Source organism: Legionella gratiana (genome assembly GCF_001467695.1).
Classification (GTDB): domain Bacteria; phylum Pseudomonadota; class Gammaproteobacteria; order Legionellales; family Legionellaceae; genus Legionella; species Legionella gratiana.
On record NZ_LNYE01000029.1, the window covers coordinates 766,680 to 784,403 of the forward strand.

Genomic DNA, 17,724 nt, shown 5'->3' on the forward strand with positions numbered 1-17,724 from the left:
AAAGTAGATTGGGTCGTTTCGCCCAACATTCAAACATAGGCCAGGTAGAGCAATTATTTAACAAATTTTTTTGTCTCTATTGGATTTGTGTACTCTTTAAATGCTTGTTCCTTTTGCTCCACATCCTCGAGTAGATTAGTATCTTGTGTCGATAACTCTTCAACTTTATTCAAATCTATTCGCGAAGATTGTTTATGGTGGAACAGACTAAATTGAGATGTTACATGGTGGCTAGGAAATTTTGTTACAATTGAATCAGAGATATGTATCTTTTGACCTTTGATACAGGACATAATTGTCTGATAAGCCAAGTTAAACTCTGGTTGATTAATAGTCCAGTTGTAATGCTTCTCTTTTCCGTCATTGTAATAAGTATATTCAGGAATAACTCGTTTTTGGAAATTACACGCTATTTGATGAATATCATTTTGAGTTAATGTTTCTTGTTGTGATGGCTCTAAATTAATAATCACAAGCTCCGTTTCAGAATTTAGGCCCTCACCATTTTTGCGAACCACTGCCACTAAATTAGGCTTGGATTGAATAGGAATTACTTCGCTCCAAAAATGAAAGTTAGAAGAAGGCATAGCGCTTAATATCTTATTAATTTCTAACATGAAATCTTTCATATCATGTACTCCTTTCCAGCCACTTGCAGAAGTTCTGGGATCAGGAACATAATCATTTTCTATAAAATGAATCGTAATATTTTTTTCAGCGAGTCTTTTTTGTAACTCGGCACAAACTATTGTATCACCACAATTTATCTGATTTTTTAATGTCTCTAAATAGGGAACCAATAATCTTTTTTGGGATTCTTCAGCATGAGATAACTCTCTAAATACAATTCCTGGATTTTCCTTATTGATATTTTCTATAGCCATTTGAGTTAATACATCCATAGTCTCTTTAAAGTGAGAATGTTCTGGACTAAAAAAATTATGGTTACGTTGAGCATAATAAGTTTGCTCAACTGCATGTGCATGTCTAAAAACAGGTTTTGCAAGTAAATCACCGGTTTCATCGCCAGAAAGGGCATACCACCCAGCACTAGACGTTAATGCGCATATCACTATTTTTTCCCTCATTTTACGTTCTATTTCGGCTATTGTGCTCTTATTATTTGCTAGAACTTCATTTTGGATATCTTTAACAAAAGAATAAAGAAAGACAGAAGATACTGCTTCATCATATTCGTCACTTTCCTGTTGATACTTTTTATGAGCATAATACAGTGGGTGATTTTTTATGCGTTGTTCTGCCATTTCTTCCAAAATGGTCATTGCTAATGAATTATGATCATGATTACCCGAAAAAGCGATGCATCCTCCATGCATATCAGGATGAAGTTTTCTGTTTCGATCTAGAAAAACTGCTTGTGCTTTGATACCCTCCTCTTCTTTGCTCCAACTTGGAAGACCGCCGTATTCATCTCTATGAGCATAGTAAGTTCCCCGGGTAATATGGGTTGGACCATGGTCGGGAAGAAGTAAATTATCAACAACATCCGATAGTTTTTTCTTTTTATCGTTAAAAAGAAGCTCGTCAAGTATTACGGGCTTAGGCTTTTTATAAGTTTCAGCAAGCTCGTAGATGTATTTATAAATTTTTTTGCGTAATTCCGGTTCTAGATATCCTACAGCATCAACACGAACACCTTCAAAACCATAGTTTATCATGTATTTGAAAATATAGGGTTTCCAAAATTTCTCAATAATTTCATCACGAATTTCAGGTTTTCTATAGTCAAAAGCAATTGCATCCTTAAAATCGGGATGTACCTTTTCATGAAACCAATGAGGTTGCTCTGTTCTATGTCGTGAATCAGCGGAAACATGATTTAAAACTAAATCAAACATGGGCACCAAGCCACAGTGTCTGGCCTCATCGGTGAACTGTTTCATGATTTTCTCATCAAAATCTTTTTTTGCTTCGAGAGACATCTCGGAGGAAGCAGAACTGAAATAGGGACTTATTGTCTCGCTATCAGTCATGGCATATAAGCTTCGCGTCACTTCATTAAATGCTCTAACGCCATTTGTTTTATCCCGTTTAAATAAGTCTTTAACATCTCCAGCGGTTTGGATTGGGTTTATCCAAACTGCATTAAATCCCATTTTACTTAACACAGGAAGATAGCTTATCATCTCTTCTATGTTTTGAAACTGAGTAGGAAACATGTTATAGCATCGTAAGATACCATTGCTATCCATGACTACACTTTTACTGCGAGAAGTCGTATTAGATGACTCAATTTTATTATGTGACATTTTAAAAAATCCAAAAATTACTCTTGTTGATCACATATTATCATAATTGATTTATTATTTTACAAGAAAGTTTTTGGATTCGCTTACTCTTAATTTTCCTGCCACATTAATATTTCATTAAGGTTTATTCTGAATCACTTTCTATGAAGGCCTTCTTATGCGAGGGAAAATTAAAATGGCAAAAATAACTGTATCAAATTCTTCAAATTTACCATCAGTAAAATAAACTCGCTTACCGTCAAAATGAGTAATTCCTGGACGAGGAAATATTTCTCCATGACGAATAAGATAAAGAAGTTCCGTATTAATCGTTGGATGAATTTCTAAGGGACCACAATCCGGCTTCATTAATTTATATTTTGCATAACGTCCTTGAAGAATACGCGCAAAAAAGCTCAAAACTTTCTGTCTTAACCAAGAAGGCATCCATCGAATTTTTGCCATAGCATATCATCCGTGGGCTTTCCAAAAACAAATTTAGGAAGCGAAAGAGCGTTAGTAATCAGTTCACAGGATGGTATGGATGAAATCAGTATTGTAACCCTACGAATGTCGTTGAATATCGAGAAGGTAGATATGAGCATCGGATTATTAATCCTAAAGATTATGGCATCAAACATCACTCTTTAGATGAAATTATTACCACATTGTCGACGAGTACCTTTCAAGTTGTTGGCACGGCGTAAAAGCAAATAAAATTAAATTGAAACACGTTATCCCTATCCATTTTTCTTCGTTCACGCTCAGTTATAGATTCCCGCTCGATAGCTTTGACTTCGTCTATAGTTCGGATCGGGCGGGAATGACGTATTCTCGAACCGTGAAAACCGAAAACTCATTGGCGTTGGGTATATCAAAATAAAGCTTTAAATCATCGGAACAACTTCCGATTTTTTTTCGCTTTCCATCTTTTCTTTTATTAGATTCTCTATCATCTTGTTACCAAATAATATTGTATTACTTTCTACTTTAATATCGAGAGGCAATTTAGAACAATCAATATTCAGCGTAGATTGGGCTTTATATACATAACTTTGACCTTTATCAGGTTTAATAGCTGCCTCAATATTTTCCAGTGAATTAACTCTATTTTGAGTGACAATTTCTTGAATTTTAAATCCCTTCTCTGTTAGTGTAAAATTAATCTCTCTTCTTTGGGCAGGGATATCTTCTTCATCTATATTACGAGCATCTGCTGGGGGATAACCTAACTCGTGCATATATCTAAAGGCAGCTGAACAGACAGGATTCAAGACACCTCCTTGATGAAAAATCTCCATTAATTCATTGGCCACACTCTCTTTTTGTTCTTCTGCTATGTTCTTTAATAGTTTATTTTTAAAAAAAGCTTTTAACTCATCAGTATTACTGAATAACTCTTCACTTGTTGGAAGATCATGTAACCTTTTATCTTCTTGTATTATTTTTTGAATGGATTCTCCATTGATATTTACTGGGCCTGCATCCACTCTGCACCAATCTCTCAAAATATTATTATCTCCATTGCTTATCATATCAACAGCAAAAGGGCTTGGTTCTGCTTTCATTTCACGCAGAGCATCTTTGAAAAAATGTACTGATTTAGCCAGTCCTTTTTCACGACCATGATACAGTGCCGCAGCCCCCATTGCCCCTGTTGCAGCAGCACCTGCACCAACACCAATAGTTGCCGCTAACCCCACTCCGCCAAGAACAGAGAGCAATAAACTGGTACCTCCAGTTGGTATTGCTGCTAACACACCAGCGGTTACCAATACAGCACACGAAACAACCAACAAACTGACTCCAAGCGCTTTCCAAGCAGTGGAAGATTTTCCAGATACGCGAGTTGATAAGTTTGCTAAATCTTCAGCATTCTTTTTTGATTTCTCGGGTTCAAATCGCTCAATTAAGGCTTTATTAGTAGAGGATAATACTTGAATTAAATCACTTTGGTTGTTTGAATCTAGTTTTTCTTTACGCACAATTTCTTTGACATTGTTCAAAATTTCTGTGCCCTTTTCAAATAAATTTTTTTCTTTTTTATCTATCCTATCTTCTTCATTTTTTTGTAAATATTCGTTTAGAGTATTTTCAAGTCGATTAAGCTCAATTTGAACCAATTTTTTAATTGCGATATCATATTCATTTGCATTTATCTTATTTTTATTGACATGAATTGTAGAAATAGGAATAGCTGGAGCTTTACGTTCTACATATTGCTCAATACTACTTATAACGGCTGCGTTGTCATCAGCCATAATAATGCCTTTTATCCAAGCGGGTTTATTGGTCATAAAAGCTTCTAGCAAAAGACCTTTTGAGTGTGTATAGTTTGCACGCCAAGAACGTTGATCAGCCAATAACTTAGCTACAATTCCTCTTTCATTCATGTCATGAGACAATTGAAATCCCGACTTTGCGACTTTACCTTTGCTTAAATCAGATTGATAAACAGTCACTGCTTCATTAAATGCACTACCCATAGTCATTTGATTTAAGGGCTTTTCAAGTATCTCTTTATAGGAAGGGAATTGCTTTGAAAGATTTAGATCACGCAAAATAGAGTCAAAAGCATCTCCCGTTAATTTTTTGCGTCCAAATTGAGGTAAATATAATTGCTTACTAAATGTCTTTGCAAGGCTTCCCGCTTCATCTCTTTGAACGTTATTTTCTGAATTGATCCATGCCAAATCCAAAGGAGTAATAAATCCATGCACTCTAAATCCTTGTTGTTCGATTTGTTCCTTTATTTTTAAACGATGTTCAATATCCGAACTTTGAATCAGCATATCCGTAATAAAGTATATATCCCTAATGCCATTATTTTTTAAGCTATCGAGTAATGCCTGGTTTAGACCGTTTTCAAACTGGACAGTATCATCAATATCAAGGAATGCAACAATGCCATTATTTATTAAGCTATCGGATATTTCCTGGTTTGAACCATTTTCTAGCTGAACAGAATCATCCATCTCATTATGTTTAGTCATTTTAACTCCCCATTTTCTAATAGGACCAATTGATTGAGTCCATAATTAGAAACTTTATCAAATCAGTCTTATAGGCAACTGTTGATCGCAGTCGAGTAGAGAATGAAATAAATTACTAAATAGAATATCGAACAAATAATTTCTGATTTTGCAAAATATAGAATATTTTCGAATGCTACAATTACAACAGAATAGGCACTATTGTCCTTAATTTATGCATGAATTTGATTCATATTGTTTTGATAAAGCATAACCTACGATTTTTATGACTCTCTATGCAACAACCCCAATTGTACTGAGGATCAAAAAAGTATTAATCCTCATCCATAAATCAGGAGAGGGCGAGAAGATTGAGAATCATACCGCATAGGAGAAAAAATGCAGCTGGTCATTCCCTATTATGAGCCTAACATATCCAATAACTCTTTTCGGAATTTATGATAATCGACCTCTAAAGCATGTCGAATATGCGATTTAAACCGGTAATGTGGTTTGTTCATTTCACGCTCGATCTTTTCATGTAAATTTTCGGGACGCTTCAGAGTTCCCATAATAATGCGTGCTGCAATTTTTGATTGATAATCAGCCAAGGGCCAAATGCATCCTTGTGGTTGACACAAACCAATAAAATACAATGTATCAAAATTAGGATGCATCATTTTTCGGTAAAGTGGAATCTTAGTGGAATTACTAAAATCAGCCACTGCCTTATCAAGAAACGGAAAACTTATTTTATAACCTGTAGCAAAAATGACTGTATCAAATTCTTCAAATTTACCATCAGTAAAATAAACTCGCTTACCGTCAAAATGAGTAATTCCTGGACGAGGAAATATTTCTCCATGACGAATAAAATAAAGAAGTTCCGTATTAATCGTTGGATGAATTTCTAAGGGACCACAATCCGGCTTCATTAATTTATATTTCGCGTAACGTCCTTGGAGGATACGCGCAAAAAAGCTCAAAACTTTCTGTCTTAACCAAGAAGGCATCCATCGAATTTTTGCCACAGCATCATCCGTGGGCTTTCCAAAAACAAATTTAGGAAAAATATGATACCCTCTGCGCATGCTGACACAGGTATTAGGAGAAACTCTTGCTATTTCAACAGCTATATCACAAGCAGAATTACCCCCACCTATCACTAAAACACGCTGCCCTTTAAATACCGAAGCCTTTTTATATTGATGTGAGTGCAGTATTTGGCCAGAAAATTCACCAGGATATTCAGGCAAAACAGGATCCCAGTGATGTCCATTGGCCACTAATAAATAATCAAAATACTCTTCACGAGTGCCCTGAACATTTTCAAATTCAACTTTCCATTGGTTTAGATCGGTAGGCACAGCACTTAAGACATTGGTATTAAAATGAATGTACTTAGTTAAATCAAAATGATCTGCATAGCTTCGGAAATAATCTAAAACCAGACGATGCGAAGGATAATCAGGATAATGTGGTGGCATTGGAAAATCTTCGAACTCAGACCAACGCTTTGAACTGATAATATGGGTTGTTTCATAAATACTGGAATGAGCATTTTCTTCATCATAAATCCAATTACCACCAATTTGATTATTTTTCTCAAAAACAGTGATATTCGTTATACCTTGTTCTTGCAAATTTTTAATTGCAGCAAGCCCACTTGGACCTGCTCCTATCACACAGACACGAGGACAATGGTCTTTACCCATTAGCTTTATTTGCATTACTTAACACCTTTTTCACTTCTTTCATTATCATAGCTTGTACAATAGGATCTTTATCAATAGTGAAATGATTCACTTCTATTCCTTCTATCGTAGTAACATTGATGTTATCTATACGAGTTTGCTCAGGAGCAACCGCTTTAAGTTTCAAACCACTAAACATAGGTACAAAACTAGGCTTATAAAAATTCATTGCATGCTTTACATTAGGCGGAACAATCGTTTGTGATACCGCATCAACAGTAACTAATAAGTCAACAGGAATACCCAATTTATTAAGATTACGCGCAACTTTGATTTGCTCGTTTGCACCCAAAGAATGACCTACAAGAATAATAGGCCTATGTTCCTTATGCGTTTGATAATAAGAAATAATCTTACGGCTCACATTACCAGCATTATACCACATATCGCTGGGCGCAGAAATGTTACACTCGTCTACTACAGTATCACTAAGTGTTCTCATTCCGGTACTGAACAATCCAAGTCCACCCAACATCGTATGTACTTCGCCATTGTAAGGTTGAGACTTACCTATCTTCTTTACTGCTTTTTTTGATGGTTTCTTAGACTGATCAATTACTGACTGCGCAGACTTTGGTATTGGCTTTTTAACTGAAGCCCTACCTCCAGATAAGTCAACACATCCCATTAAACTCATTGTCACGAGAAAGAACCCAAAAGATATAAAAAGATTTAATTTTCTATTTTGCGAAGAGTTCATTTTATTTTTTATTTATATTTTTAGGACGAGAATAATAGCTTATTCTTACGATATTTGCCAAGATACTCCTGTATTGCATTACAATTATTAATTGGGGTAAATGATTTTGATCATATAAAGGTTTGTTTATGAAAACACAAATTGCGATACTCACAGTAAGCCAACTTAACCGCCAAGTGAAAGGTTATCTTGAAAATGAACTTGGCATCGTTTACGTTGAAGGAGAGCTCTCAAATCTAAGCAAACCTGTATCTGGGCATTATTATTTTACTTTAAAGGATAATGGCGCTCAAATTCGCTGTGTTTATTTTAAAAACCGTCACAATATACTTACAACTAAGTTATCTGATGGTCAGCATATCATTGTGAGCGGCAGATTAAGCTTGTATGAAGCGCGTGGCGATTATCAATTGATCGTGGAGCAAATTACAGAAGCAGGTCTAGGAGCACTTTATCAACGTTTTGAAGAATTAAAAAATAAATTGGCTGCAGAAGGATTATTTGCCTCAATAAACAAGCGCCCTATTCCATGCATGCCTCGCACTATTGGCGTAATTACATCAACTACTGGGGCAGCAATTCGTGATATATTAGCAACACTTGCACGACGATTTCCTTTAGCCCGTATTTTAATCTACCCCAGTGAGGTTCAAGGAGCTGGGGCGGCACAACAATTAATCCAAGCATTACAACGTGCTAATAAAGAGAAACGGAGTGATGTACTTCTTCTTGCTCGTGGTGGCGGATGCATTGAAGATTTGTGGGCATTTAATGATGAGCAGTTAGCTCGCCAAATCGCCAGCAGCTCCATTCCAATTGTATCCGGAGTGGGACACGAAACTGATTTTACCATTGCCGACTTTGTTGCGGATTATAGAGCAGAAACACCAACAGCTGCAGCTATTGCAGTAACTCCTGATTGTCAGGAGTTAATCAAATTATTAAATCATTCCATAACACGTTTGCATGACGCAATGCATCGATTTTTGCAAAAATCTCAAATAAAACTGCATCATTTGATGGATAAAATATCATCACCACAAAAAGCTATTTCTCGCTACTGGCAAACTACAGACTATTTAGAAAGACAACTTCTTTCGCATATGAACTCCATTATCAAACAAAAAAAACACCAGCTACATCTACATATAAATCATCTAAAAGCGAGAAATCCAAAAACAGAAATCACTCAAACACGGCTCGTTTTACAACAAATTTCAACACAATTAATTCAACTCATGCAAGCCAAGTTAAACCAACTTAAATATCAATTGCACACCCAATTGTCCACCTTGCATGCAGTAAGCCCATTAGCTACTCTGGATAGAGGATATGCGATTGCAACTAGAAAAAGTAAAGTGCTGCTTTCAAGCCAACAAGTTCATATTGGCGATACAATAAATGTGCGTCTAGCAGTAGGAAATCTGACCTGTGAAGTCACTCAAATACACGAGTAATATATGCTTGAAGAATTAAATAATAGTCTAGCTTTGATTATCATTCAAACACAAAACAATAGCTCAATCCTAGCTATTATTCTTTTAATTCTCTGGTTTTTCTTTTTTGTAAATCGATTTATTTACAGAAGAATTTTATTATTGGGTATTATCCCCAGGCGTGTCCGTGGATTGCCTGGTATTTTTTTTGCACCTCTTTTACATGCAGATTTCAATCATCTATTTTTTAACTCAATTCCTTTAGTGGTTTTAAGTAATTTTATTTTAATTAATGGGCTAAACTACTTTCTTTTTGTGACTTTGATGATTACTGTATTAAGCGGCATTGCTATTTGGTGTTTTGCTAAACCTGGTTTACATGTAGGAGCAAGTGGTCTCATTACCGGTTATTGGAGCTTCTTAGTGAGTAATATCTATCAAAGTGGGACGTTAACAAACTTAATCTTAGGTGTAGTTAGCCTCTACTATTTTGTGGGTATATTCTTTGGAATTTTTCCCAAAGGAAAGGGAGTATCCTGGGAAGCCCATTTATTTGGTTTGTTAGCAGGTTTAGTTACTAGTTATTTATTAAGACTGTACCCTAATTTCCTAGAGATAATTTAATTTATCTAGGGTCTATTGACAATTCGCTAGACTGAGCCAAAATAGCGTGATTTTAAAGCACCGAAACGCAGCATACTCGAAGTATGTGAGTATCGGAGCGGATAAAATCACGCTATTTTGGCTAGAATAGTAGAATTGTCAACAGACCCTAATAATTTTTAAACCAATATGCTATCCTAAAATTAAAAAATAAAAAGAGACATCAGATGCTATCATTTAAAAATTTATTTTACGCCAGTCTATTTTGTTTGCTCACCACGCCTGTATATGCCAAATCAGGATCTCAGTCTGGATATGTATCTGGTTGTTGCAGTCAAATGGGTGGTGTCAGTTACTGTGACTCCTCTGCAGGACGACTTGTCTGTAAAAATGGCTTCTACTCCGCATGTTATTGTACACCCCATGCGGTAATGGATTTACAACTGTTTAGAGGCTGTTGCTTATGGAAAGGAGGGGTTGTCACCACCTACAATACTACCGGCTTTGTTGTATGTAATGATGGCTCCATTTCAGAGGAATGCTCTTTGCGACCTGAAGAAACAATTGCTGCTTGGTAAGTGATGTAAGTTCCATGCGATATAAAGCTTTATCAATTGCAGGATTTGATGGTTCTGGTGGTGCCGGAATTCAAGCCGATCTGAAAACTTTTTCAGCCTTAGGTTGTTATGGAATGACCGTTCTTACAGCACTACCCATACAAAACACTCTTGGTGTCAGACATTGTTACACCCTCCCCCTGCACGCTATAGAAGATCAATTAAACGCATTATTTGATGATATTAGACCAGATAGCATCAAAATAGGCATGTTATTCAATAGTGAGATTATTGAATTAGTTGCTTCATTTCTTAAAAGAAAAGCAAAAAATATCCCGATTGTTCTTGATCCGGTAACTCTCGCTAAAAGCGGTGATCCTTTATTATTACCTGAAGCAATAGATGCATTGGTCACATTACTGATGCCTCTGGCAACCCTAATCACACCCAATATTCCTGAAGCAGCTACATTTACTGGATTAACTGCGCAATCAGAAGAAGAAATGCTATCTATAGGGCAAAAGCTACTTGAGTTTGGCCCTAAGAACGTTTTGTTAAAAGGAGGCCATTTACATTCAAAAGACTCCAATGATTTACTCATAGGATCTCATGGCGAATCTCATTGGTTCATGAGACCAAGAATAAATACGTCCAATACTCATGGTACTGGCTGTACTCTTTCAGCAGCAATTACAGCATGCCTCGCACAAAAAATTGATTTAATAAAGGCGTGTGATATTGCAAAAAACTATTTATTTAACGCCATTCACGCTGCTAAAGACGAACGTTTAGGTTTAGGAAATGGACCAGTACAGCATTTTTACCATCTTTGGCCCATTCAATTATTGAATCTCTAAAAAATGCGAATGAACCTAATCTACACTCTTTATTCCAGACCCTAGAGTACTCATAACCTCTGTGATGAATACTGATGCTCAACCATTTCTATTAATTCACCAAAACACAGGGCGCTAAAAATAATTAATAAATAACCTACTGTTGAATAGCAAAATACCGTATCTGTACAGGATGAAAGGCAAAAAGAAAGTAACAAACCTAAAAGAATCGGTTTCGTTTCTTTAAGCTTGAAAAAAGTAATGAATAAAGTGCCTAAAAATAAGAACAAAAGTACAATACCAACTATGCCTTGTTCTGCAAGGGTTAACCAATACTGACTATGGGGTTCATTTAATTTTTTTCCCCATGCTGGTATAGGTTGTTCTAAGGAAAAACGGTATGGAAAACCACCTGTGCCGATACCTATAATGGGATGTTCTTTAAATAAAGACTCTGCGTATTGATGAAATTGTATTCTAAATCCTAAGGAATTATTTTCCTGATGTTGTTGTAATGCTTTAATATCATTCCACAACACATGTGTCGTTACTTGCATCCTAAGACTAAGCGTATAAGTTAAAAGAATCGTGCAAAAAAATAGCATTACGCCTACAATAGCCTTTTTCAAAGACATTTTCTGTACCATAAGCATTATCATTAAGAGTGTATATATTAAATAACCTGTTTTTCCTGTGTTTAAAAACAAGATTTGATAGCTTCCTAAAAAAAACATACTTAAGTAAAAAAAACGTTGCAGTCGACTCACATCAACTTTAAAAATCTGCAACCCTGCTAGATAAACACCTAAAGCGACCATATATCCAGTAATGATATGGTTATAAAATACTTCTCCAGGATCAGAAACATTATTCAATTCTAATAGATTTCTTGCTTTTAAAATGGAAAGAACACAAGTTAATAGCATCACTGATATATAACTATCTAAAACCCATTGCCTTGTTCTGGGTTTAATAAAAACTACAGTAAGAATGGGTAAAAAAATTAATTTAGAATATTTATCAACTGTATTATAACGCATCGCAAACGGTGCATCAGACCAGAAGCAAGCAATAATAATATAAAGAAAAAAAACCAAGCCTACGCGCGCCCATGAGGTATTAAAAGCACACGATAAATATTGTCTGTAATAAGGGGTAAATACTATTGCCGCCAGGCTAAGAACCATCAAAATTGATTTGATGCTGGAGCTAATAGGAATTGAAAAAACTAATAAAGCAATTAGAACCGGAGCCAATAAATTAATTTTTTCTTCTGAAAAAAAATCTCTCAAATTAGCTCCTCTCCATTTTGAGCTAAGGATGGTAATTGATCTAAATTTTTGTCTCGATATATTTGCTTAATACCACGATAAAAAGTGCCTTGTGCATTAAATACAGCAAATAAAAAGCCCCTTTTGCCATCTAAAAATCCTCGTTGTACTACATAGCACCTAAAAAACATCCATATACTACCGGCTAATGTCTTACTAAAACTTGGCTTTCTTTGCTTTGAAATATATGTTTTTGCGCTGTAGGATGAATATTTATTCAATTTATAAAGAACGTGACTCACATCTTTAAATGAATGATGCATAATCGGATTTTTGATTTTACCAATACGAGCCTCTGCTGGAAGAACTATTTTTTCATGCACAATATCATTACTGAAATGAGCATTAGCTCGTTTAAAAAGACGAGCATGCCTTTTAGGACTGGATGAATACTTTAAAGGTTGATTGTAGAAATACATTTGAATTGCAACTCTAAAAGCATCTGCTGAGTCAGAAGCCATAGCCTCGAGCATTTCTTGTTGTAATTCTTGGCTTACTGATTCATCTGCGTCAAGATTCAATACCCAGTCACTCTGTGCTTTTGATAAAGCACGCTGCTTTTGAGCACCATAACCAGGCCAGTCTGTGGAATAAACATGTTCAGTATATTCTTTAGCGATAACGACTGTGTTATCCGTACTTCCCGAATCTAACACTATAATTTCATCAGCAAACCGGACTGATTCAAGGCATCTCCTGATATTCTGTTCTTCGTTTTTAGTTATTATTATTACTGATAACGTCATTTAAAAAACACCCTCACGGTGATCATGACTATCAAAGTGTAATTTACCATCTTTTACTTTTAAAGTAACGTGCCCCCCGTGCATTAACTTACCAAAAAGAAGTTCATCAGCAAGAGGTTTTTTCACATTTTCTTGAATGAGTCGAGCCATAGGACGGGCGCCCATTACTTTATCATAACCATGTTCAATTAGCCATTCACGCGCCATTTTATCCACAGTAAAAGTCACACCTTTGTGACTGAGTTGCTCATCTAATTCCATAATGAATTTATCGACAACCAGACCAATAGTTACTGCATCTAATGGAGCAAAGTTAATGATTGCATCCAGCCTATTTCTAAATTCTGGACTAAATTGCTTTTTAATTACTTCAAGCCCATCATTGCTGTTGTCTTGTTGCGAGAAGCCAATTGAGTTACGCACCATCTCACCTGCTCCAGCATTAGAAGTCATTACCAAAATAATGTGCCTAAAATCCGCCTGGCGGCCGTTTGTATCGGTTAAGGTTCCATGATCCATTATTTGTAATAGCAAGTTAAATACATCAGGATGTGCTTTTTCAATCTCGTCAAGCAAGAGTACGGCATGAGGGTTTTTAGTAACGGCTTCTGTAAGCAAACCACCTTGATCATATCCTACATACCCAGGAGGAGCTCCAATCAATCGGGAAACCGTATGTTTTTCCATATATTCAGACATATCAAAACGCAACAGTTCGATACCTAGAACATTAGCTAACTGTCTGGTAACCTCAGTTTTCCCAACACCTGTAGGTCCAGCAAATAAGAAACAACCAACAGGCTTTTGTGGATCTCTAAGACCGGAGCGCCCTAATTTAATTGCAGAAGCCAATGCGGTTATCGCTTGATCTTGTCCATAAACTAAAAGTTTCAAATCACGTTCTAAGTTACGTAATGTATCTTTGTCACGGGCGGATACTTTCTTAATGGGTATACGCGCAATTTTCGCAACCACGCTTTCAATTTCAGTAACACTAATTATTTTTTTACGTTTACTTGCTGTTAATAAATTCTGATAAGCACCCGCTTCATCGACTACATCGATCGCTTTATCCGGCAAAAATCGATCATTAATGTATTTTGCTGACAATTCTGCTGCTGCTTTTAGTGCAGGTATCGTAAATTTTACACCATGATGTTCTTCCAAACGACCTTTTAATCCTTTCAAGATTTCAAAAGTTTCATCAATTGTAGGTTCAGGAATATCAATTTTTTGAAAACGTCGAGCCAAAGCTCTATCTTTTTCAAAAATGCCTCGGTATTCCTGATAAGTTGTAGACCCTATACATTTCAATTCGCCATTTGCTAAAAGGGGTTTAATCAAATTAGATGCATCCATAACACCACCTGAAGCTGCACCGGCTCCAATAATGGTATGAATTTCATCAATGAATAAAACAGCACCATCTTGTTGGCTGAGTTGTTTTAACACTGCTTTTAATCGTTTCTCAAAATCACCCCGATACTTTGTTCCGGCAAGTAACGCGCCCAAATCCAGTGAATAAACAATGCAATCACGAATAGCATCAGGTATTTCACCATCAACAATACGTCGTGCTAAACCTTCAGCAATTGCAGTCTTACCAACCCCTGCTTCTCCTACCAGTAAAGGATTGTTTTTTCTGCGTCGGCACAATACCTGAATAGTACGTTGTATTTCTTCATGTCGTCCGATTAAAGGATCGATTTTGCCTTGTTTTGCACGTCTATTAAGATTCGTACAATAACTTTCCAGAGGTGACTCATTACCTTCAGACGCCCCCATCTCATCTTCCATAGAATTCATGTTTTCATGCATGTCATTATTTTGATACTTAGAGACACCATGCGAAATATAATTAATTACATCAAGTCGTGTAATATTTTCACGACGTAAGAAATATACAGCTTGACTTTCTTGTTCACTAAAAATAGCTGCTAAAACATTTGCCCCTGTTACTTCTGTTTTTCCTGCAGATTGTACGTGAAAAACAGCACGTTGCAGTACTCGCTGAAAACCAAGTGTTGGTTGAGTTTCTCTATCTACTTCATCTTCAGGAATTCTTGGGGTAGTCTCATCAATAAATTCAATCAAATCTCGGCGTAGTGCTTCTATGTTTGCATCACATGCCTGCAATACACTTCCAGCTGATGGATTATCAAGCAAAGACAATAGCAAATGCTCAACTGTCATAAATTCATGACGCTTTTCTTTTGCTTCCTTGAAAGCGAGATTCAAGGTAAATTCAAGTTCTTTATTTAACATTGTCGTTGCTCCTCTTCAGCCCACAGCAAATTACTCGGGTTCCATGCTTGAAAGCAATGGATGCTGATTTCGTCTGGCGTATTCATTTACCAAAGCTACTTTTGTTTCTGCAATATCTCGTGTAAATACCCCACACACGCCTTTTCCTTGAAAATGAACTTGCAGCATTATCTGAACAGCCATTTCCTCATTCAGATGAAAAAAATGTTTCAGAACATCCACTACAAAATCCATTGGTGTATAATCATCATTGAGCAACACAACTTTGTACTTTCTAGGCACTTTGATCTCTGAGCTCATTTCTGGTTCAGTGACCCTATGCCTTACAATTTCCTCTAGACTTTGTCCGCTCATAACATACAACCTCTATACTATTTTTATAGACTCCCCGCGCGCTTTTGGCCAGTAAAAACTGCTAATTTTAATGAAAAAAAACCTTCGAAATAATGAAAAACATATTGATTAGATAACATTCATTATGAATCCATTGTTATGAAATTACTGCCTAGGGTGAACGAAACAGAATCCTAGAATTCTCTACTACATTATTCCAGGTCATATCCACTCCATTCTTAGTAAGCGTTCGCACTCATGCACCGAAAGGCTTTATTTGGCACATACTTATGCGAAAATAAAGCACTTTCACCATGAGGCAAACATACCTATGAACGGATACCATCCCTAAACGACACTCATACAATAGTATGTAAAAGTTACATATGTTTAATTACTTCGTCACCAAAACCAGAACTACTTACTAAGGTTGCACCAGTCATGCCACGCTCAAAGTCATAAGTTACCGTTTTGGCTTCTATAGCACCTTCCATACCTTTGATAATTAAATCTGCTGCTTCATTCCAACCCATATGACGTAGCATCATTTCGGCCGATAAAATAATTGAGCCAGGATTTACTTTATCCTTACCTGCATACTTTGGTGCTGTTCCGTGAGTTGCTTCAAACACTGCAACTTTGTCACTTATATTAGCACCAGGAGCAATACCGATGCCCCCTACTTGAGCTGCCAATGCATCAGAAATATAATCCCCATTCAAATTCAACGTTGCAATGACACTATAATCTTCAGGTCTTAAAAGAATTTGCTGTAAAAATGCATCAGCGATAAAATCATTGACGATAATTTGCTGACCTGTTTTAGGGTTCTTGAATTCCATCCAAGGCCCGCCATCATACTCTTTAGCACCAAAAACGTCACGCGCAACCTGATAGCCCCAGTCTTTAAATGCTCCTTCGGTAAATTTCATAATATTACCTTTATGAACTAAAGTTACCGTTTGGCGATCATTATCAATTGCATATTGAATTGCTGCTTTTACTAAACGAGTTGTTCCTTCTTTGGAAACTGGCTTAATTCCTATGCCGCAATGCTCAGGAAAACGAATCTTTTTAACCCCCATATCTTTCATCAAAAATTCGATCATCTTTTTAGCTTCAGGAGTATCTGCTTGCCATTCAATACCCGCATAAATATCTTCTGAATTTTCTCTAAAAATGACCATATCCGTTTTCCAAGGTTCTTTAACAGGGCTTGGAACACCATCAAAATAACGGATTGGACGTAAACAAGTAAAGAGATCCATTTCTTGACGAATAGCTACATTTAAGGAGCGAATTCCACCACCTACTGGAGTGGTCAAGGGACCCTTAATTGAAACCACATACTTTTTCATTGCATCCAATGTTTCTTTAGGTAACCATTGATCTGCACCATATACCTTAGTCGCTTTTTCACCTGCATATACTTCCATCCAGGCAATTTTTCTCTTATCACCATATGCTTTTGAAACCGCAGCATCAACAACTCGAATCATAGGGGGCGTCACATCAACACCAATACCATCTCCCTCAATGAAAGGAATTATAGGATTATTAGGTACACGAAGAGATAGATCAGCAGCTACAGTAATAGCTTCACCATGTGAAGGCACTTTGATTTTATCGTATGTCATTGACAACTCCGTAAATTTAGAGAGGCTCCAATCATAGCATGTGATAACTTGGAATCCCAAGCATGATTTTATTTAATTTGCAGCTTAATGTAATGATGTAGCATTTAGATGGGTATCAGTACAAAAAATCTATGTTTCACAGGACAGAATTTGCATGAAATGAAGTGTAATGGAATGATTTTTATCGGAACAAACTTTAGGAATGTCACCCTATAAATAATGACGCATTTGCTTTAGTCTCTTCTTAATATTAAATTTAACGAATAAATTATTTATTTAACGTTCGACTTAAAAAGCATGGAAAT

At 36.2% G+C, this 17,724-nt stretch carries 13 protein-coding genes and 1 pseudogene; 4 read left to right on the forward strand and 10 right to left on the reverse strand.

Annotated features, from left to right (window positions below):
- Positions 1 to 53 precede the first annotated feature (53 nt).
- The 5 genes and pseudogenes from Lgra_RS16445 to Lgra_RS16465 form a co-directional block, all read right to left on the reverse strand.
- On the reverse strand, positions 54 to 2,270 hold the full coding sequence (locus Lgra_RS16445; RefSeq protein ID WP_058500233.1) for an alpha-amylase family protein: 2,217 nt from the start codon (positions 2,268 to 2,270) through the stop codon (positions 54 to 56).
- Positions 2,271 to 2,447: 177 nt separating this feature from the next.
- Positions 2,448 to 2,752 (reverse strand): annotated as a pseudogene (locus Lgra_RS16450) (monooxygenase); the annotation flags it as partial.
- Positions 2,753 to 3,136: 384 nt separating this feature from the next.
- The gene (locus tag Lgra_RS16455) at positions 3,137 to 5,242 is read right to left on the reverse strand and encodes a hypothetical protein (protein WP_058500235.1); all 2,106 of its coding nucleotides are present in this window, start codon (positions 5,240 to 5,242) and stop codon (positions 3,137 to 3,139) included.
- Between the two features lie 398 nt (positions 5,243 to 5,640).
- Positions 5,641 to 6,951, reverse strand: a complete 1,311-nt coding sequence (locus Lgra_RS16460) for a flavin-containing monooxygenase (RefSeq protein WP_058500236.1) — start codon at positions 6,949 to 6,951, stop codon at positions 5,641 to 5,643.
- The gene (locus Lgra_RS16465; protein ID WP_058500237.1) at positions 6,929 to 7,675 is read right to left on the reverse strand and encodes a hypothetical protein; all 747 of its coding nucleotides are present in this window, start codon (positions 7,673 to 7,675) and stop codon (positions 6,929 to 6,931) included. The genes Lgra_RS16460 and Lgra_RS16465 overlap by 23 nt, the downstream gene beginning before the upstream one ends.
- Positions 7,676 to 7,803: 128 nt before the next feature.
- Between Lgra_RS16465 and xseA the strand changes: the two genes are divergently transcribed.
- From xseA to thiD, 4 genes are all read left to right on the forward strand, one after another.
- Positions 7,804 to 9,132 carry an exodeoxyribonuclease VII large subunit gene (xseA, locus tag Lgra_RS16470; protein WP_058500238.1) on the forward strand — a complete coding sequence of 443 codons (1,329 nt, stop codon included), beginning with the start codon at positions 7,804 to 7,806 and terminating at the stop codon, positions 9,130 to 9,132.
- A gap of 3 nt (positions 9,133 to 9,135) precedes the next feature.
- Positions 9,136 to 9,735: a rhomboid family intramembrane serine protease gene (locus tag Lgra_RS16475; RefSeq protein ID WP_058500239.1), complete on the forward strand. Its 600-nt coding sequence runs from the start codon at positions 9,136 to 9,138 to the stop codon at positions 9,733 to 9,735.
- A gap of 206 nt (positions 9,736 to 9,941) precedes the next feature.
- Positions 9,942 to 10,292, forward strand: coding sequence for a hypothetical protein (locus Lgra_RS16480; RefSeq protein WP_058500240.1), 351 nt, complete (start codon positions 9,942 to 9,944; stop codon positions 10,290 to 10,292).
- 14 nt (positions 10,293 to 10,306) lie between these two features.
- Complete coding sequence (gene thiD, locus Lgra_RS16485) at positions 10,307 to 11,128, forward strand: bifunctional hydroxymethylpyrimidine kinase/phosphomethylpyrimidine kinase (RefSeq protein ID WP_058500352.1); 822 nt, start codon at positions 10,307 to 10,309, stop codon at positions 11,126 to 11,128.
- A 50-nt stretch (positions 11,129 to 11,178) separates the two neighbouring features.
- Here the strand turns inward: thiD and Lgra_RS16490 are convergent, their stop codons facing one another.
- The 5 genes from Lgra_RS16490 to icd form a co-directional block, all read right to left on the reverse strand.
- Entirely contained in the window at positions 11,179 to 12,399 is a 1,221-nt protein-coding gene (locus Lgra_RS16490; protein WP_058500241.1) for an O-antigen ligase family protein, read from the reverse strand.
- Positions 12,396 to 13,184, reverse strand: coding sequence for a glycosyltransferase family 2 protein (locus Lgra_RS16495; protein WP_058500242.1), 789 nt, complete (start codon positions 13,182 to 13,184; stop codon positions 12,396 to 12,398). The genes Lgra_RS16490 and Lgra_RS16495 overlap by 4 nt, the downstream gene beginning before the upstream one ends.
- Positions 13,185 to 15,449, reverse strand: a complete 2,265-nt coding sequence (gene clpA / locus Lgra_RS16500; RefSeq protein WP_058500243.1) for an ATP-dependent Clp protease ATP-binding subunit ClpA — start codon at positions 15,447 to 15,449, stop codon at positions 13,185 to 13,187. It abuts the gene before it with no gap.
- A gap of 30 nt (positions 15,450 to 15,479) precedes the next feature.
- Positions 15,480 to 15,803 (reverse strand): ATP-dependent Clp protease adapter ClpS, encoded by a 324-nt coding sequence (clpS, locus tag Lgra_RS16505; RefSeq protein ID WP_058500244.1) that lies wholly within the window; start codon positions 15,801 to 15,803, stop codon positions 15,480 to 15,482.
- A 359-nt stretch (positions 15,804 to 16,162) separates the two neighbouring features.
- Entirely contained in the window at positions 16,163 to 17,419 is a 1,257-nt protein-coding gene (gene icd, locus Lgra_RS16510) for an NADP-dependent isocitrate dehydrogenase (protein ID WP_058500245.1), read from the reverse strand.
- Between the last annotated feature and the right edge of the window lie 305 nt (positions 17,420 to 17,724).